Genomic DNA, 21716 nt, shown 5'->3' with positions numbered 1-21716 from the left:
TTGTTACAGACAAAAACATCTTCAGGGTCTTTCCGATTGAAAATGCATTTTGTTTCAGGCATATAGGAGTAATGGCTTTTTCTGATGCTCGCCATTTTCGCGCAAGATAGTCAGTAGGTTGAGCTTAGGTTCGATCGAGTTCCCTTCCGTTATCCTGCTTTGTTAACTGCCTGCTATCGCGCAAACCTGCCGATAGTGAGAGGAGTTGTTATGCATTATCAACCTAAACATGACCTTTTGACGCACCGAATTATTCTGGTAACCGGTGCCGGAGACGGCATTGGCCGCGAGGCCGCGCTAACCTACGCTCGCTACGGTGCGCGTTTGATTTTGGTTGGCCGTACTGAAAGCAAATTGGAAAGTGTTAAGCAACAAATCGAGCAGTCCGGCGGTTTACCCGCCACGGTTCTGACGCTGGATTTACTGCATGCTACCTCCGCCGATTGCCATCAGCTCGCGCAGAAAATTGCTGAGGTTGTGCCTTATTTGGACGGCGTATTGCACAACGCCGGTTTGCTGGGCGAAGTGGTGCCAATGACCGAACAAGACGTGCAGATCTGGCAAGACGTGATGCAGGTGAACGTCAACGCGACCTTTATGCTTACTCAGGCTTTACTGCCCTTGTTGCTGAAAGCGGCTTCTCCTTCGCTCGTCTTTACCAGTTCTAGCGTTGGCCGTCAGGGGCGCGCCGGTTGGGGAGCCTATTCGGTTTCCAAATTCGCTACCGAAGGCATGATGCAGGTATTGGCCGAAGAGTATAAAACTACTAACTTACGGGTTAATTGCATCAATCCAGGCGGGACTCGCACCAAAATGCGCGCATCTGCCTTCCCGGAAGAGAACCCGAATAACCTGAAAACACCGGCTGAAATCATGCCGCTTTATCTCTATTTAATGGGCGATGATAGCCGCCGCAAAACCGGCATTAGCTTTGATGCTCAGCCGGGACGCAAAGCTGGCGCTGCCGAGTAATCTGACCGTCGAGTCGCTTTAAGGAAAGTATTCAACTATGTCTGACGATCGTCACCAACAGCGCCAACAGCGGCTGAAAGAAAAAGTCGATTCGCGCATCGCGGCGGCGCAGGAAACGCGCGGTATTTTGATTGTGATGACCGGCAATGGCAAAGGTAAAACCACCGCCGCATTCGGTACTGTCACCCGCGCCGTTGGCCACGGCCTGCGTGCGGGTGTTATTCAGTTTATTAAAGGCGAATGGCCGAATGGCGAACGCAATCTGCTAGAGCCTCACGGCGTCGAATTTCAGGTTATGGCCACCGGTTTTACCTGGGATACCCAGAATAAAGCCACTGATACCGCTGCCTGTCAGGAAGTTTGGCAACATGGATTACGGATGCTGGCAGACGCCTCGCTGGATTTGGTGGTGCTGGATGAACTGACCTATATGGTCAGCTACGGCTATTTAACGCCGGAAGAGGTTATTCAAGCTTTGAATCATCGCCCTGCTCATCAAACGGTCATCATCACCGGACGAGGCTGTCATCGCGATTTGCTGGAACTGGCGGATACCGTAAGCGAGTTACGTCCGGTTAAACATGCTTTTGACGCCGGAATTAAGGCCCAGCAAGGAATCGATTGGTAACACTACATTCATTTTATAAATATGATTCTGTATGAATATGATAATTGGAAAAGCAATGGGAATAATCAGGCAGTAATATTGAAGAGATGAATGAGGAAGAAAATTTGCCGCAGTACAGAGACTGCGGCAATAAGGTTAACCGCTATTTTGATCCGCGTTTAGCGGGCGCGCCGCGGCGACCTGAAACCGGAGTGCTCGCAGAAGGGGTATTACCCGCGTTCTGACGAGTTGAGCCTTTACGGGCTGAACCTTGACGACCGGCAGTCTGCTGACGACCTGCCACTTCAGTGTGACGTTTTACCGCCCGACGAATCTGGTTAGCTTTCACACGGCGACGATCTTTTTCCACCGGCAGCTTGCTAACGGTTTCAACATCCAATTCAACCAGCTCACGCAGGTAGTTGGTGGCTTTCAAATCCAGCTCGGTCCAACCGCCACGCGGTAAACCTTTAGGCAGATTGATATCACCGTAACGCACGCGAATCAGGCGGCTGACCTGTACGCCAACGGCTTCCCACAGACGGCGAACTTCGCGGTTACGCCCTTCGGTCAGAGTCACGTTGTACCACTGGTTCAAACCTTCCCCACCCTGGAAACTGATGGTGCGGAATGCGGCCGGGCCGTCTTCTAACTGTACGCCGCGGCTCAGTTGTTTGATTTTTTCATCATCAATCTGGCCAAAGACACGTACGGCATATTCACGTTCAACTTCGCGGCTTGGGTGCATCAGGCGGTTTGCCAGCTCGCCATCGGTGGTGAACAACAGTAAACCTGAGGTGTTAACGTCCAAACGACCTACGGCGACCCAACGGGAACCGCGCAGTTTAGGTAAACGATCGAACACCGTTGGACGGCCATCGGGATCGCTGCGGGTACACAGCTCGCCTTCCGGTTTGTAATAGGCTAAAACCCGGCATACCGCTTCTTCCGATTCAGTGATCGATAGAACGCGGCCATCCAGGCGAATTTTGGTGGACTGAGCCACTTCAACGCGATCGCCCAACTTTGCCACTTTGCCGTCAACGCTGACGCGGCCCTGTTGGATGATCCCTTCAATTTCACGGCGTGAACCATGACCGGCACGCGCCAGAACTTTCTGTAACTTCTCGCTCATTGAGCAACCTCTAATGTCGCCTTCACAGGCGTCGTGTTATATATTTTTATCAATCGCTTACCCCGAAATGAGTCTAACCAACTGATTGGAATACATTTTAGAACTAAGCATGTCGATAAATCCGCCCTATAGGCAGCCACACAAGCCAGTCCGTGGTCGGTTATTTTACACTAATTTTCTGCCCAATGATTCTAATAAATCTCACCGTTGCAGAGCACATTCGTCTCTGCCGGCATCAGCCACCACAGCAATGGGCAAAATAACGCCTTTTCTGCGTGAGCATTTGCTCAGGATAGAGGCGGAATGAGAAAAGTAGCGACGTTTGGTGGCCAGAAGACGGCCAGTTTAGGGAAAAAATATGAGACATTATCGGGTCTGGACAAACGCCAAACCCGATAAATATGACCGTTTCAGGAAAATTATCGGAAAGGTCGGGCGTCGCCAGCCCCTTCACGAATCACTTCCGGCGCAGATTCGGTCAGATCGACAACCGTGGTTGGCTGCTGGCCAAGGGATCCACCGTGAATCACCAAATCAACCTGTTTACCTAAATGATCGCGAATCTCTTCCGGATCGGATTCGGCAAAATCATTCCCCGGCAGCATAAGCGTCGTGGACATCAGCGGCTCACCCAATACGTCCAGCAGCGCCAACGCAATAGGGTTAGACGGCACGCGCAGCCCTATCGTTTTACGTTTGTCATTCATCAGGCGCCGAGGCACTTCCTTGGTCGCTTTTAAAATAAAGGTATAGTTACCCGGTGTATTGTTTTTGATCAAACGGAAAGCGGTGTTATCTACGTAGGCGTAGGTAGACAATTCCGAGAGATCGCGGCAAACCAGAGTGAAGTTATGGTTACCATCGAGCTGACGAATCCGACAAATACGCTCCATCGCCGCTTTTTCTTCCAGACGACAGCCCAGCGCGTAGCCAGAATCCGTTGGATAAACAATCACACCGCCTTTGCGTAACACGTCTACGCTCTGATTAATTAAACGCGGCTGTGGGTTATCCGGGTGAATATAAAAAAATTGACTCATAACTCTACCTCATCGTTCAACGTGTCTTCGGTATGGCTGGCTTCTACGGGCCAATCACGCCACACCGGTTCCACCCCAGCGGGCAGCCACAGTTTGCGGCCCAGCTCAATCCAGGAACAAGGCTGATGAAAATCAGACCCCTGGGATGCAAGTAAATGATAGTCACGCGCATACTGCGCCAACTGGGCTCGCTCGTGCGGTGCCTGCTGGCACTGAGCGACTTCCATTGCGTCTCCGCCTTGCTCGGCGAAATAAGCCAACAACCGTTTCAACCATTTGGTGGAAAGATCATAACGGCCAGGGTGCGCCATTACCGCCTGTCCGCCAGACTGATGAATGGCTTCAACCGCTTGTTCTATTGTACACCACTGCGCCGGGACATAACCGGTCTTGCCTTTCGCCAGAAATTTTTTAAATACCTGGCCGACGTTCGACGCGAATCCCAGTTCCACCAGATAACGAGCAAAATGGCCGCGCGTCACCTGCCCGCCGCTGGCCAGTCGGTTCGCCCCTGCCCAAGCATCAGGAATACGTGCTTTCTCCAGACGGGCGCTGATTTCCATCGCTCGCTGATGGCGATGATCTGACTGCTGTTGCAGCAAACCGCAAATCGCTGGATGGCTGATATCGATATTCAGCCCAACAATATGAATTTCATGATTTTCCCACAGCGTTGAGATTTCCACCCCGTTAATCAACCGTAGCGCTAACCCTTGCTCATCTATAGCCTGCGCCGCCTCGGCCAGTCCGGCGGTGGTGTCATGGTCGGTTATGGCCAATACCCCCACGCGCATTGATGCCGCACGCGCCACCAATTGCGAGGGCGTTAATAACCCATCGGAGGCAGTGGTATGGCTATGGAGGTCATACAGGGTAAAAGCGGTCGGTTCAATTGTGGTGTCAGTCAAAGCTAGGATCCGAATCAGTCTGGGCGGCCTATCATAACCGCTAACCCGCTGCAGATGTTAACCAATCTTGACAAAGGCGATGCGGGTGGATGAAAAAGCGCGTTAAAAAACAAGATTGAGGGGTTGACAGCAATCCCTAGAACTAGTTTACTAGTACACGAGTTCACTGGCAGAGCGAATAATTCGGTTGAGTAATAGCAAAGTACCATCGAAGAGTATTCTCGGTACAAAGCGGTCAGCCAGAACGGTAATAAGTTGAAGTAAAGTAGCGAAAAAAACGCTAGTTGAGGACAGCGGTAAGCTGATCCAGCCCCATAAACTGAATGCAATCATAAAGAGACTGATGATGAACAACTATATGACTTCTCTACTTCGTTGGTGGCATAGCTCCCTTTTTCGGGCGGTGTAATCACGCATATCAGTCATCAGACCATGCAGATTGCTTCAGCCCGCTCATTCGCGGGCTTTTTTATGGACAGAATCAGGGTTAAATCAATGCAAACAGTACGCCCCACATTAAAACTACTCACGGCTGAAGCCTGTTATAGGGACGACCCAACCGCCCTTTTCCACCAGCTGTGTGGCGCTCGCCCGGCAACGTTGCTGCTGGAATCCGCCGAGATAACCAGCAAGCAAAATCTGAAAAGCTTGCTGGTAGTTGATAGTGCGCTGCGCATCACCGCGTTAGGTCGTCAGGTCAGCATTCAGGCACTGAGTCGCAACGGCGCGGCGCTGCTGCCACTGCTGGATGCAGCATTGCCCGAGCAAGTAAAAATCGAAGAGCGTCCTATCGGCCGCGAGCTCACCTTCCCGCCGATCAACGATATGCAGGACGAAGATTCCCGCCTACAGGCGCTGTCAGTGTTTGACGCGTTGCGCCAGTTATTAACGCTGGTAGAAACACCGGCCGACGAACGCGAAGCCATGCTGTTAGGCGGTCTGTTTGCCTACGATTTGGTCGCCGGATTTGAAGACCTGCCGCCACTGCGTCAGGAGCAACGCTGCCCGGATTTTTGTTTCTATCTGGCAGAAACTTTGCTGGTACTGGATCACCAGAACCGCACCGCCCGTTTACAAGCCAGTCTGTTCACGCCAGATACAGAGGAACAATACCGTTTACAGCAACGCCTGAAGCAATTGGTGCAACAAATGCAGCAGGTTCCGCAGCCGATTCCAGCGGTGTCCGTGCCGGAAATGGCACTGAACTGCAATCAGTCCGACGAGGAATACTGTCAGGTAGTCAGCGGCTTGCAGCAGGCGATTCGCGCCGGAGAAATTTTCCAGGTGGTGCCTTCGCGCCGCTTCTCCCTGCCTTGTCCGTCGCCGCTGGCTGCCTATCAAACGCTAAAAGACAGCAATCCCAGCCCTTACATGTTCTTTATGCAGGACAACGAATTTACTCTGTTCGGCGCATCGCCAGAAAGCGCCTTGAAATACGACGCGGACAATCGCCAGATCGAAATTTACCCCATTGCTGGAACCCGCCCGCGCGGGCGTCGAGCCAACGGCGAGCTGGACCGAGATCTGGACAGCCGCATCGAGCTGGAAATGCGTACCGACCATAAAGAGCTGGCGGAGCATCTGATGCTGGTGGATTTGGCACGCAACGATTTGGCGCGAATTTGCGAGCCAGGCAGCCGTTACGTAGCGGATTTAACCAAAGTAGACCGCTATTCCTTCGTGATGCATCTGGTTTCCCGCGTTGTCGGCGCGCTACGACACGATTTGGACGTTCTCCATGCTTATCAGGCCTGTATGAATATGGGCACCTTAAGCGGCGCCCCCAAAGTTCGCGCCATGCAGCTTATTGCTCAAAGCGAAGGCACACGACGCGGCAGCTATGGCGGAGCAGTCGGTTACTTGACCGCGCACGGTGATTTGGATACCTGCATTGTTATTCGCTCGGCTTATGTCGAAGACGGCGTAGCGACGGTACAGGCCGGTGCAGGTGTCGTTCTGGATTCCATCCCGCAGGCCGAAGCCGATGAAACCCGTAACAAAGCGCGAGCGGTATTGCGCGCTATCGCGACCGCTCATCAGGCAAAGGAGATTTTCTAATGGCCGATATTTTACTGCTCGACAACATTGACTCCTTTACCTACAACCTGGTGGATCAGCTACGCGCCAGCGGTCATAAAGTGGTGATTTACCGCAACCAGATCGCCGCCGACACCATTACCGAGCGCTTGCAACAGATGTCTCAGCCGGTGCTGGTGCTGTCACCCGGCCCCGGTACGCCAGCGCAAGCAGGTTGTATGCCGGAATTATTGCAGCGCCTACGCGGTCAACTTCCCATTATCGGGATTTGTTTGGGACATCAGGCCATTGTGGAAGCCTACGGCGGCTACGTAGGTCAGGCGGGAGAAATCCTGCACGGTAAAGCCTCGACGATTGAGCACGATGAACAAGGTATGTTCGCCGGTATGCCGAATCCACTGCCGGTCGCCCGCTACCACTCGCTGGTCGGCAGCAATATTCCCGCCGAACTGACGGTTAACGCGCATTTTAACCAAATGGTAATGGCGGTTCGTCACGATGCTCACCGGGTTTGCGGCTACCAGTTCCATCCGGAATCCATTTTGACCACTCAGGGCGCTCGTTTACTCGAGCAAACTCTGGCCTGGGCTTTGGCGTAACTTTTCAGGAACTCATCATGCATAATTTATTTGAAAAACTGTTCCGCGCCGAGCCACTGACTCAGCAGGAAAGCCAGCAATTATTTACCGCCATCGTGCGAGGCGAGCTGGAGCCTAGCCAACTGGCGGCGACTTTAATCAGTATGAAAGTTCGGGGGGAAACGCCGGCAGAGATCGCCGGGGCAGCACAGGCGCTCTTGGCCGACGCGCAGCCATTCCCTCGCCCGGATTACGCCTTTGCCGATATCGTCGGCACCGGCGGCGACGGCACTAACAGCATTAATATCTCCACGGCCAGCGCCTTTGTGGCTGCTAGCTGCGGGATGAAAGTAGCCAAACACGGCAACCGCAGCGTGTCTAGCTGTTCTGGATCTTCAGATTTGCTGGCAGCCTTCGGCATTCGTTTGGATTTGACCGCCGAGCAATCTCGTCAGGCGCTGGATGAATTAGGGATTTGTTTCCTGTTCGCACCGCAGTATCACACCGGTTTTCGCCACGCGATGCCGGTACGCCAACAGCTGAAAACCCGCACCCTGTTTAACGTGCTGGGCCCGTTGATAAATCCGGCGCGCCCACCGCTGGCGTTAATCGGGGTATACAGCCCGGAATTGGTGTTGCCGATTGCCGAAACACTGCGAGTGCTGGGTTACCAACGTGCGGCAGTGGTTCACGGTGGAGGAATGGATGAAGTGGCTATCCACGCACCCACTCAGGTAGCGGAACTGAAAAACGGTAAGATCCAAACCTATCAACTGACGCCGAAAGACTTTGGTTTATCAACCTATCCGATGGCGTCCTTACAGGGCGGCTCACCGGAAGAAAATCGTGACATTCTGGCGAGGTTGTTACAAGGTAAAGGCGAACCTGCCCACGCGGCGGCGGTAGCGGCTAACGTGGCGCTGTTGCTGAAATTAAACGGGCAGGAGAATTTACGTCAAAACGCACATCAGGCTATGGAAATAATTCATAGCGGCAAAGCTTTTGAGCGAGTTATCGCACTGGCAGCGAGAGGATAGATCATGCAAGAAACGATACTTCACAAAATTGTTCGCGACAAAGAAATCTGGGTCGCCGCACGCAAGCTACATCAGCCGCTGTCCAGTTTCCAACATCTGGTGACGCCAAGTCAGCGCAGTTTCTATCAGGCATTGCAAGGGGATAACACCGTTTTTATCCTGGAATGCAAAAAAGCGTCCCCCTCCAAAGGGGTTATTCGCGAGAATTTCGATCCGGCGGAGATCGCCGGGGTTTACGCCAACTATGCTTCGGCCATTTCAGTGCTGACCGATGAAAAATATTTTCAAGGCAGCTTTGATTTTCTGCCTCTGGTCAGCGCTGCGGTCACTCAGCCGGTGCTGTGCAAAGATTTTATTATCGAAGAATATCAAATTCTTCTGGCGCGTTTTTATCAAGCCGATGCCGTATTGCTGATGCTATCGGTATTGGACGACCAACGCTATCGGGAGCTAGCCGCCGTCGCTCACAGCCTGAATATGGGCGTACTGACCGAAGCCAGTAATGAAGAAGAGCTGGAGCGAGCAATTAAACTGGGAGCCAAAGTGGTGGGTATCAACAACCGCGACCTGCGCGACCTGTCTATCGACCTGAATCGCACCAAACAGCTGTCTCCACGTCTGCCAGCCGGCGTCACGGTAATCAGCGAATCCGGTATCAATACCTATCAACAAGTGCGGGAACTGAGCCAATTTGCTAACGGTTTCCTGATCGGCAGCGCTTTGATGTCAGAACCAAACCTGAATGCCGCAGTGCGTCGGGTGTTGCTCGGGGAAAACAAGGTTTGCGGCCTTACTCGTCCGCAGGACGCTGCAGCCGCCTATAGCGCTGGCGCAGTGTACGGCGGATTGATTTTCGTCGGCAGTTCCCCTCGCTATATCGATATGGCACAGGCCCGCGCCGTCATCAGCGCCGCGCCGCTGAAATATGTCGGCGTATTCCGCGACGCCAAGCTGGAAACCGTGCAGCAAAGTGTCGAAGCGCTGGCATTAGCGGCGATTCAGTTACACGGTAACGAAGATCGGGACTATATTCAGAAACTGCGAGAATTGTTACCGGCAAGCTGCCAGATTTGGAAAGCGGTTAGCGTCGGTAATTCCCTGCCCGCCCGCGATATCCCCTCTGTGGATCGCTATGTGCTAGACAACGGCGCGGGCGGCAGCGGCCAACGTTTTGACTGGTCAGTTTTGAATCAACAGCCGTTGGATAACGTGCTGCTGGCAGGCGGCCTGAATGCCGAAAACTGCGCCATTGCCGCTACGCTTGGCTGTGCCGGGCTGGATTTTAACTCCGGCGTAGAAGTGGCTGGCGCAGCCGGAATCAAAGATCCGAACAAGATTGCCGCTGCGTTCCAGACCTTACGCGCTTATTAGAATAGCTTTGCTATGGGTGAACCCGATAAACCTACGAATAACGGACAGGATAATGACCAGACTTAACCCCTACTTTGGTGAATTCGGCGGTATGTATGTGCCGCAGATTCTGATGCCAGCATTGGTACAACTGGAAGAGGCTTTTGTCAGCGCCCAGTTGGATCCTGAGTTTCAGGCGCAATTCCATGATTTGTTAAAAAATTACGCCGGTCGCCCAACGGCCCTGACCCTGTGCCAGAATCTCACCGAAGGCACCAATACCAAGCTGTATTTGAAGCGCGAAGACCTGCTGCACGGCGGTGCGCATAAAACCAATCAGGTATTGGGGCAAGCCTTGCTGGCCAAACGCATGGGCAAAACTGAAATCATCGCCGAAACCGGTGCCGGTCAACACGGCGTAGCGTCGGCGCTGGCCTGCGCCCTGTTGGGCCTGAAATGCCGCATTTATATGGGCGCCAAAGATATTGAGCGTCAGTCACCGAACGTCTTCCGTATGCGCCTGATGGGTGCGGAAGTGATTCCAGTACACAGCGGCTCCTCTACTCTAAAAGACGCCTGCAACGAGGCGTTGCGCGATTGGTCTGGCAGCTACGAAAAGGCTCACTATATGCTGGGCACCGCCGCAGGCCCGCACCCTTACCCGACTATCGTCCGGGAATTCCAGCGCATGATTGGCGAAGAAACCAAAGCGCAGATTCTGGCGCGCGAAGGCCGTCTGCCCGACGCCGTTCTCGCCTGCATCGGCGGCGGTTCCAACGCCATCGGTATGTTTGCCGATTTTATCGATGAAGAAAACGTTGGTCTGATCGGCGTTGAACCCGCCGGTCACGGTATCGAAAGCGGTCAGCACGGCGCGCCGTTAAAACATGGTCGCGTTGGCATCTACTTCGGTATGAAATCACCGATGATGCAGACTTCCGAAGGTCAGATCGAAGAATCTTACTCTATCTCTGCCGGTCTGGACTTCCCTTCCGTCGGGCCTCAGCACGCTTATCTCAACAGCATTGGCCGCGCGGAATACGTTTCCGTCACTGACGATGAAGCGCTGGAAGCCTTTAAGGCTCTCTCTCGTAAAGAAGGGATTATCCCGGCGTTGGAATCCTCCCACGCATTGGCCTACGCCCTGAAAATGATTAACGCCGCGCCAGAGAAAAAACAGATTCTGGTCGTGAATCTCTCTGGCCGCGGTGATAAAGACATTTTCACCGTTCACGATATTTTGAAAGCACGGGGAGAAATTTGATGGAACGCTATCAGCAACTTTTCAAACAACTGGATGCACGTAAAGAAGGCGCATTCGTTCCCTTTGTGCAACTGGGCGATCCATCGCCAACCCAATCATTGGCGATCATTGATACATTGATTGCCGCCGGTGCCGATGCTCTTGAATTAGGCATTCCTTTTTCCGATCCTTTGGCCGATGGCCCAACGATTCAAAATGCGGCCCTGCGAGCCTTTGCCGCCGGAGTCACCCCAACCCAGTGTTTTGAAATGCTGGCGGAAATTCGCAAAAAACACCCGAATATTCCTATTGGCCTGCTGATGTATGCCAATCTGGTCTTCAACAAAGGCATAGATAACTTCTATCAACGCTGCGCAGAAGTCGGCGTGGATTCGGTATTAATCGCCGATGTGCCTTTTGAAGAGTCCGCCCCTTTCCGCGCCGCCGCTCTGCGCCACGGTATCGCGCCGATCTTCATCTGCCCGCCTAACGCCAGCGATGACCTGCTGCGGGAGATTTCTTCCCACGGCCGCGGCTACACTTACCTACTTTCCCGCGCGGGCGTCACCGGCGCAGAAAATCGGGCGCAGCAACCGCTCAATCATTTGGTGGATAAACTGCATGAATATCATGCGGCTCCGGCGCTGCAAGGATTCGGAATTTCCGATCCTGAACAGGTAAAAGCCTCGCTGGATGCCGGTGCCGCGGGTGCCATTTCCGGTTCGGCCATCGTGAAAATTATCGAAAACAATTTAGTGCAACCGGCAGAAATGCTGGCGCAGCTATCTCGATTTGTCAGTAAAATGAAGGCCGCCACTCGCCGTTAATACGGCATGCCCGATCCGTCAGATCGGGCATTATTTAGGTTTAATGAGTCTCTTTCCACACCAAATTGCCCGTACTAATTTGCTCAATCACTATTCATAATCAATACTTAACTGCACATGCGAACGATCAATTGCCCTATTCCGAATCACTTCGGCGTCGCTGATGGTACTGAATGTGTCGTTATTTTTGGTTCAACATTATTTTCTTCTCAACACAATGACCGCTTTAACACGATTAAAGTTTCAGCTATTAACTTTGTAGTGAACGTTCTTTTAACATTGGCAGGACATGGAGAGTAACTTATGAAGCTATTTAAAACCCTTTCAGCCTTATGTATTGCCGCCGTAATGGCGTTAGCCGTATCCGCCTGTGCTCCGACGGCCAAAACCGAAGGCACCGGGGGTTATGTCGATGACACAGTGATTACCACGAAAGTAAAAACCGCGTTACTGGGTGAGAAGAACCTAAAATCGACTGAAATTAGCGTTGAGACCTTTAAAGGCCGGGTACAGTTGAGCGGTTTTGTCAGCTCCAGCCAGCAAGCTGATCGCGCCGTACAGATTACCCGCACCGTACCCGGTGTCAAATCTGTAGCAAACGATATGAGAATTCGATAATTAATACGCGTCTTAGTCAATCATTATAAGTCATATAAGAAAAAGGAGGCGCTCAATGCGCCTCCTCTGTTTTGTGCCATATCGCTCAGATAAATTAGAAGCGGTAACCCGCGCCAAACATGAATACCCAAGGATCCAGACGGGTATTGATAGTGTGCTCTTGCCCCGCCGCTTTGAATTTCACGTCAGTTTCAATATTCATCCACCAAACGGACATGTTCAGCATCCAGTTTTCGCTGACCATATAATCCAAACCTGCCTGCCCGGCGATACCCCAGGAATCTTTCACGCTCAAATCCGTCAGGCCTGCTTCGCTGCCGGTATTATTGAATTTTTGATCAAAGAAAGTGGTGTAGTTCAGACCTACGCCTAAATAAGGACGCAGTTTGTCCTGTTTGTCGCCAAAGTAATATTGCGCCATCAAGGTTGGCGGCAATTGTTTGACTTCAGCGATATTGCCCATCGCGCCCAAACCAATTTTATGGCGGAAAGGCGTCGCAGCCAGTAATTCCACCCCGATGTTGTCCGTAACCAGATAACTGAAAGTCAGGCCCAGTTGGGTATTGTTGTCAGCGCTGAAAGAACCTTGTCCCAATACGTCATCTGAACCGGCATTTGGTCGTACCGTTGCCGTACCCGCACGGAATATGTAATCACCTTCCTGATGAGCCGATGCCAAAGACGGAGCCAGAGTTGCCGCAGCCAGTAATAACAAACATACCTTTTTCATTATCCATTCCATTTGTATGGTTTATAGTGAGGCAGAATATACCTATAAATGCGTAGTTATGATCCAATCCGGATCACAACTTTTAACGTCGTTTTAAAAAATAACATTTTGCGTAAGGTTATTTAATTCCTTAAAAACGTTGGAATTGATCTGAATCAAGAAAGGGGTGAATGGTTCATTTATTGCTGTTGGTTAAATAACCATTGATTCCTCAGGGGGAGGTAGGTAATGCTGTCAGGCGTTATCAGTTGTGTGAATTCGTGATCGGTTGGCTGTCCTATATTTTTTATTTATACAGGAGCGAATGAGTTCAAGATGAGCGCTGTTATCAACCCTTGCATTAGCTGTGGCGCGTGCTGCGCCTATTTTCGTGTTTCCTTCTATTGGTCCGAAGCGGGCAGCGAACAAGGCTCAGTGCCCAATGACCTGACTGAGCAAATCACCCCTTTTATTAGCTGCATGAGCGGTACTAACTGCAAATCGCCGCGCTGCGTCGCCCTAGAGGGTGACATCGGCCAACAGGTCGCCTGTAGCATTTATCCGGATCGACCCACTCCCTGCCATGAATTTTCCTATTCTGGTGAAAATAACCAACGCAATGAATCCTGCGATCGAGCCAGAGCCTATTACGGCTTACCGCCGTTACCTGTTGAAGAATTTGAGCAATTGGCCGCCGAGGAAATAGGTAGCCTGTTGATCACAGGGTCACAGAACGCGCATAACAGGGTATAATCCTTCCCTGAAAGTTATTTTTATCGATTATCCCAAGGAGCCTTCATGCCTATCACGGCGAACACTCTGTACCGTGACAGTTTTAATTTCTTTCGCAATCAGCTCGCCGCCATTCTGTTATTGGCGTTATTGACTGCGTTTATTACCGTCATGCTGAATCAGGCGTTTATTCCTGATGCAGACCAATTGTTGATTTTGAATGCTGGTGATACGGATATCGCTTCTTCAAGCACCATGGGAATTCGCGAAATGGTGTCGCAAATGACGCCAGAACAGCAAATGGTGTTGCTCAAAGTCTCTGCGGTGGCGACCTTCTCCGCACTGATCGGTAATCTACTGCTGGTTGGTGGAATGCTGACGCTAATTTCTGCCGTCTCACAGGGCAGCCGAATCAGCGCATTGCAGGCGGTGGGGCTTTCCTTGCCGATTCTGCCGCGTCTGCTGTTATTGTTGTTTATCTGTACCCTACTGATTCAACTGGGTTTGGCGCTGTTTATTGTGCCGGGCGTGGTGATTGCGGTCGCGGTATGTCTGGCTCCGGTGATGGTCGCCAACGAAAGAATCGGCGTATTTGCGGCAATGAAAGCCAGTGCCAAACTGGCCTTTGCTAACGTGCGTTTGGTGATTCCGGCGTTAATGTTGTGGCTGGCAGCCAAGCTGATTTTGCTGTATCTGGCCGGCCACCTTGCCGCGCTGCCACCTGCCATTGCCACCGTGGTACTGAGCACCCTGAGCAATCTGGTCTCGGCACTGCTGCTGGTTTATCTGTTCCGCTTATATATGTTGTTGCGTAAAGCATAACGTCATCATATAGAAACCTAAAAGGGCCGCTCAGGCCCTTTTTTACTGCCAATGTTATGACCAACAAAAGAAACCGCCAAGTCGAGGCGGAAGAAACATGGTGGTCAGCCCTCGACCGCGTCACTTTGTGCTCGGCAACTAATTTAGGACGATCCTTCCAGTTGCTCCGCTTCGGCTCGTTCCTCAACCCGTTTTTTACTTTGAATCAGCTTGAGTGCCAGATACAAATCCGGTACTAAAATCAGATCGTTATCCTGACTTTTTAAGCGATTCAGGCGGAACCAACGCGTTAACTCAGTGCGACGCCCCGCCAATACCAATTTGACATTGCGCTGTTTTAAGTCTCGTTTTAGCTCATCAATAGCCGCCAGCACGCTGATATCGGCGTAGGTGAAACTGGCAACCGCGTCGATCACCACCCAGTCTGCCTGATGTGGCGTTGAGTCCACCAAGTTAAGGATGCGGCGCTTAAAGTAAGCTACGTTGAAATAGGTTAACGGCGAGTTGAAACGGTAAATCATCACCCCCGGCACCGCTTTAATACCGTTATTGTTACCCATCGAGTGAATCATGCCTTCTGAATTCACCCCCAACAGTTGCTCCGTCGGGCGGAAAACGGTACGTAAAAACTGCAGTAACCCCAGTAATACCGCCAACCCAATCCCGCCGATGACGCCCACCAGCACTACGCTGCCAAAGGTAAAAATCGCCAGACTGAACGCCTGCGTATTTCTTTTTCGCAGTTGCCAGATGCCTTTGAAACTCAGTAGTGACCAAGCCGCGTAGATCAACACCACGCCCAGCGCAGCTACTGGGATAAACTGCAACGGCGCGGTGAGGAAAAATAGCACCAACGCAATAGCTAGCGCGGCAATAATCGACACCAATTGGCTCTTACCGTGGTTGGCATCGTTAACTGCGGTACGGGTGCTGGCTCCGCTGATGGCAAAGCCCTGCGACAGCGCCGAAACGATGTTAGTCACGCCCAAAGCGCGTAGTTCAACATCTGCATCGACCTCGTAACCGTTTTTGGTAGCAAAGCTGCGCGCCGTCAGCATCATACTCACAAAGCTGACTACCGCGAGGTTAAGCGCCGGAATCACCATATCGCGCAGCAAGCCCGGCTTGAATTCCGGCCAGCTAACTATCGGCAAACCGCCGTTAAATCCGCCCACCGCTTCCACGCCAAACTGCTGTAAGCCGCCGGCCCAGGTAACAAAAGTCGCGATTACGATAGCCAGCAGCGGCGCAGGCCAGTTGGGGCGCGCCCATTTCACGCCGAATAGAATGGCGAAAGTCAGGATAGAAATCGCCAGCGTAGGTAAATGACTGTTGAGAATATTGTGCGGCAGCGCCAGCACCCGCTCTATCAGCTGTGGCGGCCGGGTCATAAAACCAAACACTTTGCCCAACTGATCGACAATAATGGTAATTGCCACGCCGTTTAACAAACCGGTCAGAATCGGTCGCGACAGCAAATCCGCCAGCGCGCCCAGCTTGAACCGGCTAGCCACCAGACACCAGCTCCCCATCATCAGCGTCATCATTATGGTTAACTGCCAATGAACCTCTTTGTTTCCCGCCGCCAACGGCGCTACGACTGCCGCGATCACCGCACAGGTTGCCGCATCCGGCCCGACAATTAACTGCCTGGAAGAGCCGAAAAAGGCGTAGGCAATCATCGGTAAGATACAGGAATATAGCCCCACCGCCGCGCTCACGCCGGTTAACTCGGCATAAGCGATGGCAATAGGCAACGCCACCGCAGCCACCGACAAACCCGCACGAATATCCGGTTTTAGCCATTCGCGCTGGTAGGCCATTAACAGGGTTAATCCCGGCATCCAATAACGGAGCGATTTCCTCAGCATCTGTTCTTCTCTACCTCTAAACCAATAGTCTCAGTCCATCATGCTGAGTTCTACGACAACTGGCAACTACCAGATAAGTTAATCGTAAGTTTCTGCAAATAACGCTGGCAGCCCGCGCATTCCGGCTGATAATTAGGGATAATAACGGTTTGCCCACTGTACCCTCACATCGCTGAATCCGGTATAGTCACTTGATGTACAGAAAATGGATTGATTAATGAAGCAACTTTTAGATTTCCTACCGCTGGTCGTCTTCTTTATTTTTTATAAGATGTACGACATTTTCGTCGCCTCGGGCGCACTCATCGTCGCAACGCTGTTGGCTTTGGCTATAAGTTGGGTGATGTACCGCAAGGTCGAGAAAATGACCTTGGTCACCGCCGCCATGGTTGTGGTATTTGGTTCACTGACTTTGGCCTTCCATAGCGATCAGTTTATTAAATGGAAAGTCACGGTAATTTACGTTCTGTTCGCCGGTGCCTTGCTGATCAGCCAGTTAATCCTGAAGAAACCCTTGATTCAGCGCATGCTGGGCAAAGAGTTAACCCTGCCTGATAGCGTATGGTCGCGACTCAATCTGGCCTGGGCGATGTTTTTCCTGGTCTGCGGTCTGGCTAATATCTATGTCGCTTTCTGGTTGCCGCAGGATATCTGGGTAAACTTCAAAGTATTCGGTTTAACCGCATTAACGCTGGTCTTTACCCTGATAAGCGGCGTGTATATTTATCGCCATATGCCAACAGAACAAAAAAAATCCTAAGATTGATTTGATGCTCGCCCGCCGTTCTGGGCGAGCCATTATTGTATGAATTTACTTTTTATAAGAAGACAGAGATGACTCAGCAACTTTTACCCAACGGGGAATTGGTACTTCGTACCTTGGCAATGCCAGCCGACACCAACGCGAACGGCGACATTTTTGGCGGCTGGCTGATGTCGCAAATGGATATTGGTGGCGCTATTCAGGCAAAGGAAATAGCTCACGGTCGAGTGGTGACGGTACGAGTGGACGGCATGACCTTCCTCAAGCCGGTGGCCGTAGGCGACGTAGTTTGCTGCTACGCTCGTTGCATTAAAACTGGCCGCAGTTCCATCGTAGTGAATGTCGAAGTGTGGGTTAAGAAAGTTTCATCAGAACCTATTGGTCAGCGTTATCGCGCTACCGAAGCGGTATTTACTTACGTGGCGGTCGATGATGAAGGCAAATCTCGCCCACTGCCCGCGGGAAAGATTAATTTTGAAGTTGGCTCCGGGCAGTAATCATTTCCCGCTGCTTTTTAGCTTCAGTTTCTACCCTTAAAAAGGGTCGCCAAAGCGATCCTTTTTAAGGCGACATAGATACTGACATAGACACTGCAAAAACGTATAACCGGACGAACTTATGGGAAATAACCCAATCAGTTCATTTCCATATCACCGCCAATCTTGAACACAATGGTGGTAACATAATTTTTTGCCGCTACGGCCTCAAATCGCCATTTTCTCATCACCTGTTTAACTTCCCGTTCAAAAGTATTACGCGGTGTGGCTTCTAATATACGCACGTTGGTCACGCGGCCATTTTCATCAATGTCATATTGCACTTTAACCGAACCTTCCACGCCTAACGCCAGTGCGCGCGCCGGATAAGTTGGTTTTGCCTTACTCAGCGCTTTAGGACCAGCAGTGTTAGACGAGCCAGGCACCGAGGCTGGCGGTGCAGATTTCACCGGCGCCGCTTGGGTCACCGCGGTCGGTTCATCGGATTTAAACAGCGATTCCGTTGGCGGCTGCTCGATTTTCTTCACGTCCGGTTTTTTCACTTCTTTCTTCACCGGTTTAGGCTTGGGTTTCGGCTTAACCACTTCCTTTTTCACTGGCTCAGGTTTAGGCAAAGGAACCGGTACCGGTTCTGGCAAAACTTCAGGTTCTGGCGGGGTTTCCTCAACTACGGGCTCCGGCTGACTTTCCGGTTCGGCAGCCGCAGGCTGCGGAGCAGCAAATGTGGCGATATTAACCATCGTCACTGCAATCGGCGCATCTTCAATTTCAGGTTGTTTATTTATTTCCTCGACGGAGACATAAAGCAATGCAGCAATAACGCTGCCGTGCAACCCGAGAGAAAATGCTACTGGCCATGTAAGCCGACGAACCGGTAAAAGTTTTTTTAGCTGCATAGTGATTCAATATCCTCTGATGCCGCCAAGTTTAAATGCAAATAGCAATCATATTCAATAAGCAATGGCAAACAATTGCTTCAATCGGCACTAAATGATGTTTTTAGCTGCGATCTCAGAATGATAAAACTTTCTGTTGACAGTTAATTATCATTTTATTTCAGCACTGATAACCTGCCATTATCGGTTTAGTAAAAACAAATAACCAAAATTATGTTCGCGGGTTGAATTTAATCACTGAACATGGTCAGATGAATATTCGATTATTACTCATTTATCGGTCTGATTTTTAAGGTGATACGATGCTTTATTTAATTTTCTCAACCGATGTACCCGATTCTCTGGCACAGCGTTTGTCCGTTCGCCCTGCCCATTTAGCGCGTTTGCAAACCCTACGGGATCAGGGGCGGTTATTAACCGCAGGCCCTCATCCTGCTATCGACAGCCATGACCCAGGCGCCGCGGGTTTCAGCGGTTCAACGGTTATTGCGGAATTTGAAAGTCTGGCCGAAGCTCAAGCTTGGGCAGAACAAGATCCCTATGTGGCGGCCGGCGTTTATCAATCGGTGATTGTAAAACCTTTTAAACAAGTATTCTGATGAGTATTTGAATTTACCGGCGGATTAAATCGACAGATTAACTGTGTGGCCTATTGACTGCAGCTGCTTTAAAAAGTCATTTCTTTCGCCCATATAATATATGTGGGAAATTAACTGTTTTAGTCTTACTCTCCGTGAATTCATTAGACCAATTTAATTAACTTTTTCTTACTTAAATAAAGCGCGCAATAAAATCCTAATTAAATATTATTCATGTATTGCTGATTAACCGTACGAAGAATAGAGCATTGTAGCCCGTTTACGTGAGTCCTGGCGTTATACCCCTCATACTAATCCGGGTCTCATCGATAACCGCTGTTCTGATAAGACCCTAGAATAAAACTATTTCTTCACAATCAAGGCTTGTTGAATGGCATCGGCCAGTGGCGCTAGCCACTCGACAGCGTGCTTCATATCGTCATTAACGCGCGAATAAGCAGCCCCTTCGCTGGCACCAACCGATTGTTTAATAATTTCTAAGGCAGCCTGTACCGCCAATAGCCGTTGTTTTTGCTGATCGCTTGGGAGATTCCCAGAGCCAAAGTAATTATCTAACATTCGAGCCTCCTTTATTATTGCACCGACACAGTTGGTAAGGATCTAGCGAACACGGCCTGCATATCTTTCCCCTAATCCTGACGGGCAGAATTAGCCAGCCACTCACGTTTGAGCTGCGCATAAATAAGTTCATCGCCCCATACGCCGTTAAAACAGTCGTTTTGTATCAGATGCGCTTCTTTGCGCATTCCCAAACGCTCGACCACATTTATCGAGCCGATATTCAATGCATCCAACCGAGCAAAAATACGATGGCATCCATGTTGGGTAAAGCCGATATTCAACATGGCCTGAACCGCTTCAGTGGCAAAGCCCTGCCCGCTAAACTTTGGATTAAATATATAACCAACCTCAGCCTGAGCTGCCGGTTTATTAGACAGTTTAAACAATACTTCGCCAATATGCTCGCCGGTGTCCACACGTTCAACGGCCAAGGTTAAGGTATCTCCCTGTTCCTGAAAACGGCATTCAGTGGCCTGCAGTAAATTTGCCCGAAGAGTGGCATCATCCGCCGGAGCGCAATAGAGATAACGATAAACCGACGCCAGTGAGTGATAGGCCTGATAAGAAGGGAAATCATCTGGAGTAAAGCGTCGTAGCAGAAGTCTTAAGGTTTTAATCGGTAATTGCATTGATATCCTTGGATGTTGTTTCCACTCAAACCGGCGTTATTGGCAGCTGCCCACAATGTCTGCCAATAACAGTGTTTTTGTGAAAACAAAATGTCAGCGATTATTTAAGGTTCGCGTAGGTTTTTTCCCAATGTTCCTCGCACGCATCGACGGCCTGTTCAAGATCGTGAGGCGCAGCCTTCAAAATGCGATGATCTTTCCGTACCCACAAACTATAACTGTGTTTCCCCTGAGTCATAGTCTGTTCAGCATAAATAGTGGTTTGGAACACAGTTTCAGCCCGATCGCTGTAAATCTCATACTTGTAAAGCGCGTCACTCTTTTGCAAATTTCCAAAGAAAACCGTTTTAGCCAAAATATATCGAGACATAGAAAATACACTCTCTGCTGAAATGGAAGAGCCAGTCTCCACCGATTTGATAATTACATCTGTGATGATCACGGCATAACCGCAGTAACGGCTTTGAAATAACTCAATTTTTAAAGTTGCGTCGAGGGTTTATCCGGATCCGGCTTCAGATCAATAGTCGTATCTTCACTAATTTTTATTATTATCGTTCCACGCATGAAAACGAGATTTCGGTCAATCGTTCTAGTACCGGTTCTGTTTTATTTAATTAACACCTGATTTTAAACTGGACTTATCTGTAGAACCCTTTACACGGTTTGGGTCTAAGACTATAAGCGGTTGATTCATCTTTGATCGCCCTCAATAGAACAGGTGAAAACATATAACAATAGCTAGGATAACGTTATTTTTGGCTACGCATTGAAGACGATTGCCAGCAGATTAGGCTAAAAGTTAATTGTCTGATTTATTGTCCGTGGCACAAGAAAAGAGTAGCAATATTTATTTTTAGGCTGATATGGACATTGACATTTCATTAAACCTTCAGATTAATCTTGCACAAAGGAATAGTGAATTCTGAAATATTTCAGATAGCATTCATTGATATAAAACCGCAATTGAATCCGTCATCATTGGATATTAAATCCATAAAAAACAGTATGATACAGGAAATAATTCGAGAATTAATAAAGAAAGAACACTTGAATAAATGGCTAAATATTACGCCGAAAGGTCGGCCGCTTTATGCTATCGCTCAGTAACACCCCTGAAACTGACCTCTAGTCACAAAGCGACCATGTATATATATTAACGCGACTTTGCTCAGAAGTGAAATCCGTTCAAGAAATATCGGAAAAATATTGTTATACCCACTTCATCTGGTTAAATTCCGCGCAAAAAAATGAAGCCAAAATACTCAGAGTCTATTTGTAAGAT

Annotated in this window: 21 protein-coding genes, 1 pseudogene and 1 other annotated feature; of the genes and pseudogenes, 13 read left to right on the top strand and 9 right to left on the bottom strand. The window is 50.2% G+C overall.

Annotation, left to right across the window (positions count from 1 at the left end; genetic code table 11):
• Positions 1-210: 210 nt before the first annotated feature.
• Both DBA33_RS02535 and cobO read left to right on the top strand, forming a co-directional pair.
• Positions 211-972: a YciK family oxidoreductase gene (locus DBA33_RS02535; protein ID WP_120805464.1), complete on the top strand. Its 762-nt coding sequence runs from the start codon at positions 211-213 to the stop codon at positions 970-972.
• A 37-nt stretch (positions 973-1009) separates the two neighbouring features.
• Positions 1010-1600, top strand: a complete 591-nt coding sequence (gene cobO / locus DBA33_RS02530) for a cob(I)yrinic acid a,c-diamide adenosyltransferase (RefSeq protein ID WP_064513649.1) — start codon at positions 1010-1012, stop codon at positions 1598-1600.
• Between the two features lie 142 nt (positions 1601-1742).
• Here the strand turns inward: cobO and rluB are convergent, their stop codons facing one another.
• From rluB to DBA33_RS02515, 3 genes are all read right to left on the bottom strand, one after another.
• On the bottom strand, positions 1743-2714 hold the full coding sequence (rluB, locus tag DBA33_RS02525; RefSeq protein ID WP_049598247.1) for a 23S rRNA pseudouridine(2605) synthase RluB: 972 nt from the start codon (positions 2712-2714) through the stop codon (positions 1743-1745).
• A gap of 419 nt (positions 2715-3133) precedes the next feature.
• Positions 3134-3754: an L-threonylcarbamoyladenylate synthase gene (locus tag DBA33_RS02520; RefSeq protein WP_064513647.1), complete on the bottom strand. Its 621-nt coding sequence runs from the start codon at positions 3752-3754 to the stop codon at positions 3134-3136.
• On the bottom strand, positions 3751-4662 hold the full coding sequence (locus DBA33_RS02515; protein WP_084414287.1) for a PHP domain-containing protein: 912 nt from the start codon (positions 4660-4662) through the stop codon (positions 3751-3753). The genes DBA33_RS02520 and DBA33_RS02515 overlap by 4 nt, the downstream gene beginning before the upstream one ends.
• Positions 4663-5032: 370 nt before the next feature.
• Positions 5033-5135: a sequence feature (Trp leader region), on the top strand.
• A 22-nt stretch (positions 5136-5157) separates the two neighbouring features.
• On the opposite strand from DBA33_RS02515, the gene DBA33_RS02510 reads away from it, so the two are divergent.
• From DBA33_RS02510 to DBA33_RS02480, 6 genes and pseudogenes are all read left to right on the top strand, one after another.
• Positions 5158-6720 carry an anthranilate synthase component 1 gene (locus tag DBA33_RS02510; protein ID WP_064513643.1) on the top strand — a complete coding sequence of 521 codons (1563 nt, stop codon included), beginning with the start codon at positions 5158-5160 and terminating at the stop codon, positions 6718-6720.
• A pseudogene (gene trpD / locus DBA33_RS20870) lies at positions 6720-8314 on the top strand (bifunctional anthranilate synthase glutamate amidotransferase component TrpG/anthranilate phosphoribosyltransferase TrpD). The gene DBA33_RS02510 and the pseudogene trpD overlap by 1 nt, the downstream one beginning before the upstream one ends.
• Positions 8315-8317: 3 nt before the next feature.
• Entirely contained in the window at positions 8318-9685 is a 1368-nt protein-coding gene (gene trpCF, locus DBA33_RS02495) for a bifunctional indole-3-glycerol-phosphate synthase TrpC/phosphoribosylanthranilate isomerase TrpF (protein WP_120805460.1), read from the top strand.
• 49 nt (positions 9686-9734) lie between these two features.
• Complete coding sequence (trpB, locus tag DBA33_RS02490; RefSeq protein ID WP_179207936.1) at positions 9735-10928, top strand: tryptophan synthase subunit beta; 1194 nt, start codon at positions 9735-9737, stop codon at positions 10926-10928.
• Positions 10928-11734, top strand: a complete 807-nt coding sequence (trpA, locus tag DBA33_RS02485; RefSeq protein WP_064513633.1) for a tryptophan synthase subunit alpha — start codon at positions 10928-10930, stop codon at positions 11732-11734. Before trpB ends, trpA begins: the two co-directional genes overlap by 1 nt.
• Before the next feature lie 303 nt (positions 11735-12037).
• Positions 12038-12352 (top strand): BON domain-containing protein, encoded by a 315-nt coding sequence (locus tag DBA33_RS02480; protein ID WP_064513631.1) that lies wholly within the window; start codon positions 12038-12040, stop codon positions 12350-12352.
• A gap of 94 nt (positions 12353-12446) precedes the next feature.
• On the opposite strand, the gene ompW is transcribed toward DBA33_RS02480, so the two are convergent.
• Entirely contained in the window at positions 12447-13082 is a 636-nt protein-coding gene (gene ompW / locus DBA33_RS02475) for an outer membrane protein OmpW (protein ID WP_120805458.1), read from the bottom strand.
• A gap of 315 nt (positions 13083-13397) precedes the next feature.
• Between ompW and DBA33_RS02470 the strand changes: the two genes are divergently transcribed.
• Complete coding sequence (locus tag DBA33_RS02470) at positions 13398-13814, top strand: YkgJ family cysteine cluster protein (protein WP_064513627.1); 417 nt, start codon at positions 13398-13400, stop codon at positions 13812-13814.
• Between the two features lie 45 nt (positions 13815-13859).
• Entirely contained in the window at positions 13860-14615 is a 756-nt protein-coding gene (locus DBA33_RS02465) for a YciC family protein (protein ID WP_120805456.1), read from the top strand.
• A 143-nt stretch (positions 14616-14758) separates the two neighbouring features.
• Here DBA33_RS02465 and DBA33_RS02460 read toward each other — a convergent pair whose 3' ends face one another.
• Positions 14759-16486 carry a SulP family inorganic anion transporter gene (locus DBA33_RS02460; protein WP_120805454.1) on the bottom strand — a complete coding sequence of 576 codons (1728 nt, stop codon included), beginning with the start codon at positions 16484-16486 and terminating at the stop codon, positions 14759-14761.
• A gap of 217 nt (positions 16487-16703) precedes the next feature.
• Here DBA33_RS02460 and DBA33_RS02455 point away from each other — a divergent pair, with 217 nt between their 5' ends.
• Together DBA33_RS02455 and yciA are read left to right on the top strand one after the other, a co-directional pair.
• Complete coding sequence (locus DBA33_RS02455) at positions 16704-17246, top strand: septation protein A (protein ID WP_064513621.1); 543 nt, start codon at positions 16704-16706, stop codon at positions 17244-17246.
• 74 nt (positions 17247-17320) lie between these two features.
• Positions 17321-17746 carry an acyl-CoA thioester hydrolase YciA gene (yciA, locus tag DBA33_RS02450; RefSeq protein ID WP_049598221.1) on the top strand — a complete coding sequence of 142 codons (426 nt, stop codon included), beginning with the start codon at positions 17321-17323 and terminating at the stop codon, positions 17744-17746.
• Between the two features lie 137 nt (positions 17747-17883).
• On the opposite strand, the gene DBA33_RS02445 is transcribed toward yciA, so the two are convergent.
• Positions 17884-18642 (bottom strand): energy transducer TonB, encoded by a 759-nt coding sequence (locus tag DBA33_RS02445; protein WP_064513619.1) that lies wholly within the window; start codon positions 18640-18642, stop codon positions 17884-17886.
• 302 nt (positions 18643-18944) lie between these two features.
• Between DBA33_RS02445 and DBA33_RS02440 the strand changes: the two genes are divergently transcribed.
• Positions 18945-19241 carry a YciI family protein gene (locus DBA33_RS02440; protein WP_064513617.1) on the top strand — a complete coding sequence of 99 codons (297 nt, stop codon included), beginning with the start codon at positions 18945-18947 and terminating at the stop codon, positions 19239-19241.
• A gap of 342 nt (positions 19242-19583) precedes the next feature.
• Here DBA33_RS02440 and DBA33_RS02435 read toward each other — a convergent pair whose 3' ends face one another.
• From DBA33_RS02435 to DBA33_RS02425, 3 genes are all read right to left on the bottom strand, one after another.
• Positions 19584-19799, bottom strand: a complete 216-nt coding sequence (locus DBA33_RS02435; RefSeq protein ID WP_064513615.1) for a hypothetical protein — start codon at positions 19797-19799, stop codon at positions 19584-19586.
• Positions 19800-19870: 71 nt separating this feature from the next.
• On the bottom strand, positions 19871-20431 hold the full coding sequence (locus tag DBA33_RS02430) for a GNAT family protein (RefSeq protein WP_064513613.1): 561 nt from the start codon (positions 20429-20431) through the stop codon (positions 19871-19873).
• 100 nt (positions 20432-20531) lie between these two features.
• Positions 20532-20801, bottom strand: coding sequence for a hypothetical protein (locus DBA33_RS02425; protein WP_064513611.1), 270 nt, complete (start codon positions 20799-20801; stop codon positions 20532-20534).
• Between the last annotated feature and the right edge of the window lie 915 nt (positions 20802-21716).

The organism is Yersinia sp. IP36721 (genome assembly GCF_003634395.1).
Lineage (GTDB): Bacteria > Pseudomonadota > Gammaproteobacteria > Enterobacterales > Enterobacteriaceae > Yersinia > Yersinia entomophaga.
Note: the sequence above shows the minus strand (reverse complement) of the source record. Positions and strands in the feature narration are given on the sequence as shown.